This is a genomic window from Salipiger pentaromativorans, assembly GCF_024721115.1.
GTDB lineage: Bacteria > Pseudomonadota > Alphaproteobacteria > Rhodobacterales > Rhodobacteraceae > Salipiger > Salipiger pentaromativorans.
Genome location: NZ_JAMDHK010000005.1, coordinates 236,065 through 245,060, shown reverse-complemented (window position 1 = coordinate 245,060; position 8,996 = coordinate 236,065). Strand labels below are relative to the sequence as shown.

Genomic DNA, 8,996 nt, shown 5'->3' with positions numbered 1-8,996 from the left:
CCAACCCCCCCCCCCGCCACCCGGCGTCACGCCGGAAGGATCGTCTCGGGGTCGATGCCCCGCTTTTCGGCGCTGGCCCGCACCGCGGCGCGCAGCCGTGGGCTGCGCTTCAGGAGCCGCCGGAACCGCGCATCGTCGAGAATAAGCAGCGTGCTGGGCGCGATGGCGCGCGCCTCCACCCGGCGCGGTTTGCGGGTGAGGATCGCCATCTGGCCGAACATCTCGCCGCGCCCGAGCCGCCAGGTCTGGCCGGCATTCTCCAGCTCCACCGCGCCGGTGGCGATGAAACAGACGCTGCGCGGCGGGCTGTCCTTGACCATCACCACCTCGCCGGCATTGACGTAGCGGGCCGAAAGCGAGCGGGCGAGCCGCCGGATCTCGCGCTCGTCCAGGCCGGTGAAAAGCGGGAACTGCCGCACCAGCTCGGTCCGTTGCAGTGCGAGGTCGAGCCTGGGGCGTTCCTCGGCGGCGGCGCGGCGCGCGGCGATTTCCTGCATCAGCGCGGTGTGCAGTTCGTCGCCGATCAGCCCGTCCGCGCGCATCGAGGCATATTCGCGTTCTTCGAGCCGCAGTGCGGTGCGCCGGATGAACCGGCGCTCCAGCTCTTCCGCATAGCCGGGATATTGCAGCCGGAGCCCTTCCAGCGCGGTCTCCACGCTTTCCATCCGGCGGGTCAGAAGCGCGGTCAGCAGGTCGGAGACGCGGCGGCCGTGGATCCGTCGAATGCGGCCATGGATGAACCCGTCGAGATCGCGCAGGATCAGCTTTTGCGACAGCAGCAGTTCGAACCGGTCGGCGGTGAGCCGGGTCAGCGGGGCCGAAAGCCCGAAGCGATTGTGCAGCGATGCCGCCAGCCGAAAGCCGCGCCCGTAGGCCACAGTGCGCCGCGCCGCCCGGCGATAGCCGGTGCGCCCGCCGGAATGGGTTGCCTCGATCAGCCGGTCGGCATCCGACAGCAGCGCCTCGGCCAGCCGCGCCGAGACCGAATGATCGCGCACCCGGGCGATGATCGTGTCGCGCTCGGCCCCGGCCAGGGCGATCAGGCCCAGGGTGATGCGGTCGCGGTCGAGGATCTCGGTCGTCTCCTCGGCCTCGCGCACCGCATCGTCGAGCCGGTCGCCGAAACGCTTGGCCTCGCCGCGCACGATCTCGCGGTTCAGCTCGTAATTCGTCGTGGTGCGGGCGACATCCTCGCGCACGGTTTGCAGCGCCACGGCCACCACCTGCCGCGACAGCGCCTGGTCGATGGGGGAAAGCTGATCGAGCCCCAGCTTGCGGATCACCCAGCGCAGCGTCGTGCCCTGTACGATCAGCGTGAAGAGGGTGAAGCCGGTGGCCAGGATGCCCACCAGCCGCTTGACCTCGAGCGGCACGCGGAAACTTTCGGTGACCGCCAGCGCCAGCGCCAGGGTGACGGCGCCGCGCAGCCCGCCCCAGAGGATCGCCACGCGGTAGGGGCGCTCGACCGCGGGCGACAGGCGCAGCGCGGTCAGCAGCGGGAGGGCGCCGAAGAGAATGGCGGCGCGCGCCACAATGGCGGCCAGCACCACCACTCCGATCAGCACCGCGTCGCTGAGCCGGAACTCTTCGAGCAACCGGGGGATCAGCAGCGCGGCGAGGATGAAGATCAGCGCGCCCGCCCAATGTGCCAGCAGATCCCAGATGTCGCGCAGATTGGTCCATGCCTGCGGCGGGATCCGGCCCGGCCCGACGAGGTTCAGCGTGAGCCCCGCCGCGACCACGGCAATCACCCCCGAGGCGCCGACGCTTTGTTCGGCGATGATATAGGCGAGGTAGGGCAGGGCGACCGAGAGCGAATGCTGCGCAAGCTCGTGCTGCCCGAAGAGACCCATGAGGCGGATCACCACGCGGGCGGCGATCCAGCCGGTGAGCGCGCCGCCGAGGATCAGTAGCGGAAAGCGGGTGAGCGCGTCCTTTAGCGTCGGGTCCGGGATGCCCAGCATCACGAAGCCCATGAAGAGGCCGAACAGCGCGATGGCAGCGGCGTCGTTGAGCAGGCTTTCGCCCTCGATGATCCGCGCCAGCCGTCGCGGCGCCGAGAGCGAGCGGAAGATCGAGATCACCGCCGAGGGGTCGGTGGTCGAGACGATGGCGCCGATCAGGAAGCAGGCGACCAGCGGCAGGCCGGAGGTCCAGGAGAGTGCAAAACCTACGGAAAGCGTGGCGACGATGACGGCGATCACCGCCAGCACGAGGATGGGCACCCAGTCGTCGAGCATCCGGCGGATGTCCATGCCCAGTGTGGCCTGGAACAGCAGCGTCGGCAGGAAGACATAGAGGAACACGTTCGAGCGGATCGGCAGGCCGAGGATCGCTTCGGCGACCGGGTTCAGCGCGTCGGTGAGGTCGGTGCGCAGGAAAAAGATCGCCCCCACGCCGATCAGGCTGCCCAATATCGCCAGGATCACGCTGTAGGGCAGCCGCAGCCGGGCCGCGAGCGGCTCGGCCAGGCCGATCACGAGGAACAGCGACGCGATGAGGGTGGTGATCAGAACGATGTCCATGGACCTGAAATAGCGGCAGGACCCATCCAGACAAAAGAGCGCTTTTGTCCGGGAGGGCGAACATCGGAGGGAAGTTGCCCGGGGCGGGGGGATCCGCCACCGGGCTGGGCGGTCAGGCGGCTTCCGAGGCGCGGCGCCAGGCCGGGAACGGGTCGGGCAGATCGCTCCAGCTTTCGGGGCGGAAGCCGGAACCCGCAGGCATCAGGGCCGCGTCGAGCGCGGCGCAGATGGCGTCCCGGTCCATCTCCGAGCCGATGAAGACCAGTTCCTGCCGGCGGTCGCCAAAGGGCTCTTGCCAGTGTTGTTCCAGATAGGCCACGGCCTGCGGGTGATCCGGGCGCCGCTCTTTCGGCACGGTGGCCCACCACTGGCCCAGCGGACGGATGCTGGAGAGCGCGCCGGCCAGCGAAAACTCCGCCAGCCAGTCGGGGCGGGTGGCGATCCAGAAATGCCCCTTGGCACGGATCACGCCGGGTAGGGGATCGTTCAGCACATCGTGGATCTTTTGCGGGTGGAACGGCTGCCGCGCCCGGTAGACGAAAGAGCTGACGCCGTATTCCTCGGTTTCCGGCACATGGTCGGCAAAGCCGTAAAGCTCCTTTGCCCAGAGCGGGTGTTCATGCGCGGTTTCGAAATCGAAGAGCCCGGTGTCGAAGATCCGTTCCTGCGGCACGCGGCCGAAATCGGTCTCGATGATCTGCGCGTCGGGGTTCAGGGCGGTGACGATCAGCCGGGCGGCGCTGCGCTTGTCCGGGCCGGCGTCGCCGACCTTGTTCAGCACCACCACATCGGCGAATTCGATCTGGTCGACCAGCAGGTCCACCAGCGTGCGCGCATCGCCGTCGCCAAGGCTTTCGCCACGGTCCCTGAGGAAATCGTGGCTGGCGTAATCTTCCAGCAGGTTCACCGTATCGACCACGGTCACCATCGTGTCGAGCCGCGCCACATCCGAGAGGCTTTCGCCCCATTCGTCGCGGAACTCGAAGGTGGCGGCGACCGGCAGAGGTTCCGAGATTCCGGTGGATTCGATCAGCAGATAATCGAAGCGCCCTTCCATGGCGAGGCGCCGGACCTCGGTCAGAAGGTCGTCGCGCAGGGTGCAGCAGATGCAGCCGTTCGACATCTCGACCAGCTTTTCCTCGGTCTGGCTCAGATCCGCGCCGCCTTCGCGCACGAGATCTGCGTCGATATTCACCTCGGACATATCGTTGACGATGACCGCCACACGGCGGCCTTCGCGGTTGTTCAGCACCTCGTTCAGAAGCGTGGTCTTGCCGGCTCCGAGGAAGCCGGACAGCACCGTGACCGGCAGGCGGGGATCTTTGGGGGGCATAGCGACTCCTGTTTGATATGTTATAACATAACGTTTAACGTCGGACGGGGGAGCATGGCAAGCGGGAAGGCCGCGCTCGGCGTGCGGAGGCGGGCGAAAACGCGCTTGGATGACGGCTGCGTGATCCGTCGCCGCATTGCGTGGCCGCGCCCGGCGGGCTAGGCTTTGCGGATGAAAAAAGGAGGCTGTGGCATGGCAGGCAAGGCGTTTGGAGTTCTTCGGACTGCGGGGTTCGCGGCGATCGTGGCGTCCGCGTTGGCGGCGCCGGCGGCGGCGAACAACCTGGCCGGAGACTACCTTGCTGCCCGGCAGGCGAGTTTCCTGGGGGATTTCAAAGCGGCGGCGGAATATTACGGCCGCTCGGTCGCCTTCGATCCCGGCAACCCGGAGCTGCTGGAACGTGCCACGCTGGCGCATCTGTCGCTCGGTGACATCCCGCATGCGGTGAGCCTTGCGGATCAGCTTTCGAAACAGGGGTTCCAGAGCCAGGTCGGCCACATGGCGCAGATCGCCGAGCTGGCGCAGCGCGAGGACTATGACGCGCTGCTGAAGCGGATCCGCGACAAGACCGCGATCGGGCCGCTGGTCGACGGGCTGGTGGCGGCCTGGTCGGAGCTTGGGCGCGGCGATATGAGCGCCGCTCTGGTCGCCTTCGATACGGTGGCGGAAGAAAAGGGGCTGGCCCCCTTCGCCTACTATCACAAGGCGATGGCGCTGGCCTCGGTCGGCGATTTCGAAGGCGCCGAAGCGATCTTTGCCGAGCGTCGTGCGGGCAGCATGCAGTTGACCCGGCGCGCGGTCATGGCGCGGGCCGAAATCCTCAGCCAGCTCGACCGTCAGGCCGAGGCGGTGGCGATGATCGACGAGGGTTTCCCGCCGCCGATGGATCCGGGCCTGGTGGAGATGCGTCAGGCGCTGGTCGAGGGGGCAAGCCTGCCCTTCACCTATGTGAATTCCGCCAAGGACGGCGTGGCCGAGGTGTTCTACACGCTGGCCGGCGCGCTTTCGGCGGAGGCGAACGACGATTTCACGCTGCTGTATTCGCGGATCGCGGAATATCTGCGCCCGGATCATGTCGGTGCCATCCTGCTTTCGGCGAATCTTCTGGAAAGCCTCGGGCAATACGATCTTGCCGTGGCGGCCTACAAGAACGTGCCGCGCGATGATTCCTCCTATTATGCTGCCGAACTGGGCCGGGCCGAGGCGCTGCGCTCGTCGGGCAAGGTGGATGCCGCGGTCGAAGTGCTGGAGCAGCTTGCCGAGACCGATGGCGAACAGGCCACGGTGCAATCGGCGCTGGGCGATCTCATGCGCCAGCTCGACCGCTATGAAGAGGCGGTTACGGCCTATGACAGTGCGCTGGCCACCTTCAGCGAGCCCAGTCCGACGCAATGGTTCCTCTATTACGCCCGCGGGATCAGCAAGGAGCGGCTGAAGGACTGGGAGGCCGCCGAGGCCGATTTCCGCGCCGCGCTGAAACTGAACCCGGATCAGCCGCAGGTGCTGAACTATCTCGGCTATTCGCTGGTCGAGCATCACGTGAAGCTGGACGAGGCGCTGTCGATGATCGAACGCGCCGTCGCGGCGCAACCGCAAAGCGGCTATATTGTGGATAGCCTGGGCTGGGCGCTCTATCGTCTGGGCCGCTATCAGGCGGCCGTCGTGCATATGGAACGCGCCGCCGAGCTGATGCCGGTGGACCCGGTGGTCAACGATCACCTGGGCGATGTCTATTGGGCGGTGGGCCGCGATCTCGAGGCGGAGTTCCAGTGGAAACGGGCGCTGAGTTTCGTGAACTGGGAAGAGGCTTCGGACGAGGTGGATCCCGAGCGCATCCGCCGCAAGCTCAAGCTCGGGCTGGATCAGGTTCTTGCCGAAGAGGGCGCGCCGCCGCTGACCGTTGCCAATGGCGCGGACTGAGGTTTTTGCCCCGGCAAAGATCAATCTGACGCTGCATGTCACCGGGCGCCGGGCCGATGGCTATCACCTGCTGGATTCGCTGGTCTGTTTCGCCTCGGTCGGTGATCGGCTGACTCTGGCGCCTGCCGAGACCCTGTCGTTGCAGGTCACGGGGGCCGAGGGGGCAGGACTGCCCTCGGGGATGGACAACCTTGCGCTGCGCGCGGCTGCCGGTGTCGCCGGGGATCAGGGGGCGGCACTGGCGCTTGAAAAATGCCTGCCCGCAGCCTCGGGGATCGGCGGTGGCTCTGCCGATGCGGCGGCGGCGATCCGGGGCATGATGGCCTTGCAGGGGCGCAGTCCGGGGCCGGAGCAGGCTGCCACCGCGTTGGCCCTCGGGGCGGATGTGCCCATGTGCCTCGAATCGCGCCCGTTGCGGGCAAGCGGGATCGGCGAAACGCTGGTGCCGGTCGCCTTGCCGCCGCTGCATGCGGTGCTGGCCAACCCGCGCCGGCCCGTGGCCACGCCGGATGTCTTCCGGGCGCTGGAGGAGCGGGACAATCCGCCGATGCCCGAGGCATTGCCCGACCTGTCCAGCCCCGAGGCGCTGCTGGCCTTCCTGTCTGCAACCCGCAACGATCTTCAGGCAGCGGCCTGCCGGATCGAGCCGGCGATTGGCGAGGTGCTTGCGGTGCTGGCCGGCTTGCGGGGCTGCCAGTTGGCGCGGATGTCGGGCTCGGGCGCGACCTGTTTCGCGCTTTTCCCGTCCGAGGCGTATGCCGAATGCGCGGCAGCCCAGCTTCGCCTCATGCATGGCGGCTGGTGGATCGCGAAATGCGTGCTGGGCGACGTTTCCGACGCCGCCCGTCCGCGCCTGTCAGTAGACCCGCGAGACCACGAAATCGGCCAGGTCGATCAATAGGTCGCGCAGCTCGGAGGCGGGCAGCACGGCCATGGCCTGCTTGGCCTTGTCGGCCCAGACCAGCGCATCGGCGCGGGTTGCCTCGAGCGCCCCGTGCTTGTCGAGCAGGGCCAGTGCCTGTTCCAGATCGCCATCGCGCTGATCGCCCTTTTCGATCACACGTTCCCAGAAGACGCGTTCTTCGGCATCGGCCGCCGCCACCGCCTTGATCACCGGCAGGGTCAGTTTACGCTCGCGGAAATCGTCGCCGACATTCTTGCCCGTGGCGGATGTATCGCCCTGATAATCCAGCAGATCGTCAACGATCTGGAAGGCGATCCCCAGGGCGTCGCCATAGTCGAACAGCGCCTGGATCTGCGCCTCTCCGACGCCGGCGATCACGCCGCCCACCTCGGTCGCGGCCGAGAACAGCGCCGCCGTCTTGCCGCGCACCACCTGAAGATAGATGTCCTCGTCGGTGCGCAGATCCTGCGCGGCGGTGAGTTGCAGCACCTCGCCCTCGGCGATGGTCGCCGCGGCGTTCGACAGGATGTCGAGCACCCGCAGATTGCCCGGCTCGACCATGAGCTGGAAGGAGCGCGCGAAAAGATAATCGCCCACCAGCACGCTGGACTTGTTGTCCCAGAGCAGGTTCGCGGTGGGCCGCCCGCGACGCTGCGCGCTTTCGTCCACCACATCGTCATGCAGCAGGGTCGCGGTGTGGATGAACTCCACCGTCGCGGCCAGATGCACGTGATAGGGCCCGTCATAGTTGCAGATTCGCGCTGCGGCGAGTGTCAGCATCGGACGCAGACGCTTGCCCCCGGCTTCGACCAGGTGGGCGGTCACTTCCGGTATGCGCGGCGCGTGTTTCGACGCCATGCGTTCCCGTATCAGCGCATTGACGCTGGCCATATCTTCGGAAAGCAGCGCGGCAAGCCGGTCATGCGGCTTTTGTTTCGGCGTATCCAGGCTCATCAAACCCTCGGCATCAGGCTCGACAAGGCGGCGGCCCTGTCCTTACATCCCCATTATGGAAGAGCTTTTGCGCACCACCGACATCACGCTGATCCCGCTGGTGAAAACCCTTCTCGACGAGGAGGGTATAGACAGCTTCGAGCTGGACGTAAACATGAGCGTGCTCGAAGGCAGCTTGGGCATTCTGCCGCGCCGGCTGATGGTGCGCGCCGACCAGCTCGACGATGCCCGCCGGCTGTTGCGCCTTTGCGGGGTGAAATTTGAGAGCTGAGCCCTTTGCCGAAGCGGCGCTGGCGCGCAACGCCTTTCTGGGCGGGCGGGTGCAGCTCTGGCAGCCGCGCGAGGGCTATCGCGCGGGAATCGATCCTGTTTTGCTGGCAGCCACCGTCCCGGCTCAGCCGGGGCAGCGGGTGCTGGAGCTGGGCTGCGGTGCGGGGCCGGCGCTTTGCTGTCTGGGGGTCCGGGTGCCGGGGCTGGCACTCACCGGGATCGAGGTTCAGCCTGCCTATGCGGCGCTGGCCCGCCGGAATCTTTCTGAAAACGGCTTGTCGGGTACGGTGATCGAGGCCGACATCGCCGCGCCGCCCGCCGCGCTGCGGGCGCAGTCCTTCGATCATGTTCTGGCCAATCCGCCCTATTTCCACGCCGAGAGCCGCAGCGCCGCGCCCGATGGCGGGCGCGAGGTGGCGCTGGCCGGGCCGACCCCGCTGGCCACCTGGGTGGCGCTTGCGGCAAAGCGACTCGCCCCGCGCGGCACCGCCAGCTTCATCCAGCGCGCCGAGCGCCTGCCCGAACTGCTGGGCGCCATGCAGGCGGGGCTCGGATCGCTGGAGATCTGGCCGCTGGCCCCGCGCGCGGGCCGCGCGCCCCGGCTGATTCTCGCGCGTGGGCGCAAGGGCGGACGCGCGGCTTTTCGCCTGCATGCGCCGCTTGTCCTGCATGACGGCGCGGCCCACCTTGAAGACGGCGAAGACTATACCGATGTCATTCGGGCGGTGCTGCGGGAGGGCAGGGCGCTCAATTTCCCGGCCTGATCGCGTATCGTTGACGTATGGTAAGACAATCTTCAGTACCTTCGCACCTGCGGCGTGACTTGAATCGCCGGATGTGCTGCACTGGAGGTTCAACCCAGCACAGGAGGAAAGTATGAGCTTGAGTTCGCATCTGCAGGAACTGAAGAAGAAACACCAGAGCCTCTCGTCCACTGTGGAACAAATGCAACGCAGTCCCGGCGCCGATGGCCTGCATATGGCCGAGTTGAAAAAGCAGAAACTGCGCCTCAAGGAAGAAATCACGCGGCTGAGCGGACGGCCGCACTGATCTGATCTATCCTCAATGAACAAGGTCCGGTGGTCCCCTG

8 protein-coding genes are annotated in these 8,996 nt (G+C 67.0%); 5 read left to right on the top strand and 3 right to left on the bottom strand.

Annotated features, from left to right (window positions below; genetic code table 11):
• Nucleotides 1–26 precede the first annotated feature (26 nt).
• Complete coding sequence (locus tag M4578_RS10985; RefSeq protein WP_258093463.1) at nt 27–2,525, bottom strand: cation:proton antiporter; 2,499 nt, start codon at nt 2,523–2,525, stop codon at nt 27–29.
• A 112-nt stretch (nt 2,526–2,637) separates the two neighbouring features.
• The gene (locus tag M4578_RS10980; RefSeq protein ID WP_258093462.1) at nt 2,638–3,858 is read right to left on the bottom strand and encodes a GTP-binding protein; all 1,221 of its coding nucleotides are present in this window, start codon (nt 3,856–3,858) and stop codon (nt 2,638–2,640) included.
• 192 nt (nt 3,859–4,050) lie between these two features.
• On the opposite strand from M4578_RS10980, the gene M4578_RS10975 reads away from it, so the two are divergent.
• Both M4578_RS10975 and M4578_RS10970 read left to right on the top strand, forming a co-directional pair.
• Nucleotides 4,051–5,778 (top strand): tetratricopeptide repeat protein, encoded by a 1,728-nt coding sequence (locus tag M4578_RS10975; protein ID WP_258093461.1) that lies wholly within the window; start codon nt 4,051–4,053, stop codon nt 5,776–5,778.
• Nucleotides 5,765–6,679, top strand: coding sequence for a 4-(cytidine 5'-diphospho)-2-C-methyl-D-erythritol kinase (locus M4578_RS10970; RefSeq protein ID WP_258093460.1), 915 nt, complete (start codon nt 5,765–5,767; stop codon nt 6,677–6,679). The genes M4578_RS10975 and M4578_RS10970 overlap by 14 nt, the downstream gene beginning before the upstream one ends.
• Here M4578_RS10970 and M4578_RS10965 read toward each other — a convergent pair.
• Nucleotides 6,635–7,636: a polyprenyl synthetase family protein gene (locus M4578_RS10965; RefSeq protein ID WP_258093459.1), complete on the bottom strand. Its 1,002-nt coding sequence runs from the start codon at nt 7,634–7,636 to the stop codon at nt 6,635–6,637. The two genes, M4578_RS10970 and M4578_RS10965, sit on opposite strands and share 45 nt — an antisense overlap.
• 55 nt (nt 7,637–7,691) lie before the next feature.
• Here M4578_RS10965 and M4578_RS10960 point away from each other — a divergent pair, with 55 nt between their 5' ends.
• From M4578_RS10960 to M4578_RS10950, 3 genes are all read left to right on the top strand, one after another.
• Nucleotides 7,692–7,907, top strand: a complete 216-nt coding sequence (locus tag M4578_RS10960) for a putative signal transducing protein (protein ID WP_258093458.1) — start codon at nt 7,692–7,694, stop codon at nt 7,905–7,907.
• On the top strand, nt 7,897–8,670 hold the full coding sequence (locus tag M4578_RS10955; RefSeq protein WP_258093457.1) for a tRNA1(Val) (adenine(37)-N6)-methyltransferase: 774 nt from the start codon (nt 7,897–7,899) through the stop codon (nt 8,668–8,670). Before M4578_RS10960 ends, M4578_RS10955 begins: the two co-directional genes overlap by 11 nt.
• A gap of 112 nt (nt 8,671–8,782) precedes the next feature.
• Nucleotides 8,783–8,956 carry a YdcH family protein gene (locus M4578_RS10950; protein ID WP_258093456.1) on the top strand — a complete coding sequence of 58 codons (174 nt, stop codon included), beginning with the start codon at nt 8,783–8,785 and terminating at the stop codon, nt 8,954–8,956.
• Nucleotides 8,957–8,996: the final 40 nt, after the last annotated feature.

Excerpts from the sequence above, each read along its gene's own strand:
- M4578_RS10980 (WP_258093462.1), bottom strand. The coding sequence starts at position 3,858 with ATGCCCCCCAAAGATCCCCGCCTGCCGGTCACGGTGCTGTCCGGCTTC.
- M4578_RS10965 (WP_258093459.1), bottom strand. The coding sequence starts at position 7,636 with ATGAGCCTGGATACGCCGAAACAAAAGCCGCATGACCGGCTTGCCGCG.
- M4578_RS10960 (WP_258093458.1), top strand. The coding sequence starts at position 7,692 with ATGGAAGAGCTTTTGCGCACCACCGACATCACGCTGATCCCGCTGGTG.
- M4578_RS10985 (WP_258093463.1), bottom strand. The coding sequence starts at position 2,525 with ATGGACATCGTTCTGATCACCACCCTCATCGCGTCGCTGTTCCTCGTG.
- M4578_RS10970 (WP_258093460.1), top strand. The coding sequence starts at position 5,765 with ATGGCGCGGACTGAGGTTTTTGCCCCGGCAAAGATCAATCTGACGCTG.
- M4578_RS10975 (WP_258093461.1), top strand. The coding sequence starts at position 4,051 with ATGGCAGGCAAGGCGTTTGGAGTTCTTCGGACTGCGGGGTTCGCGGCG.
- M4578_RS10950 (WP_258093456.1), top strand. The coding sequence starts at position 8,783 with ATGAGCTTGAGTTCGCATCTGCAGGAACTGAAGAAGAAACACCAGAGC.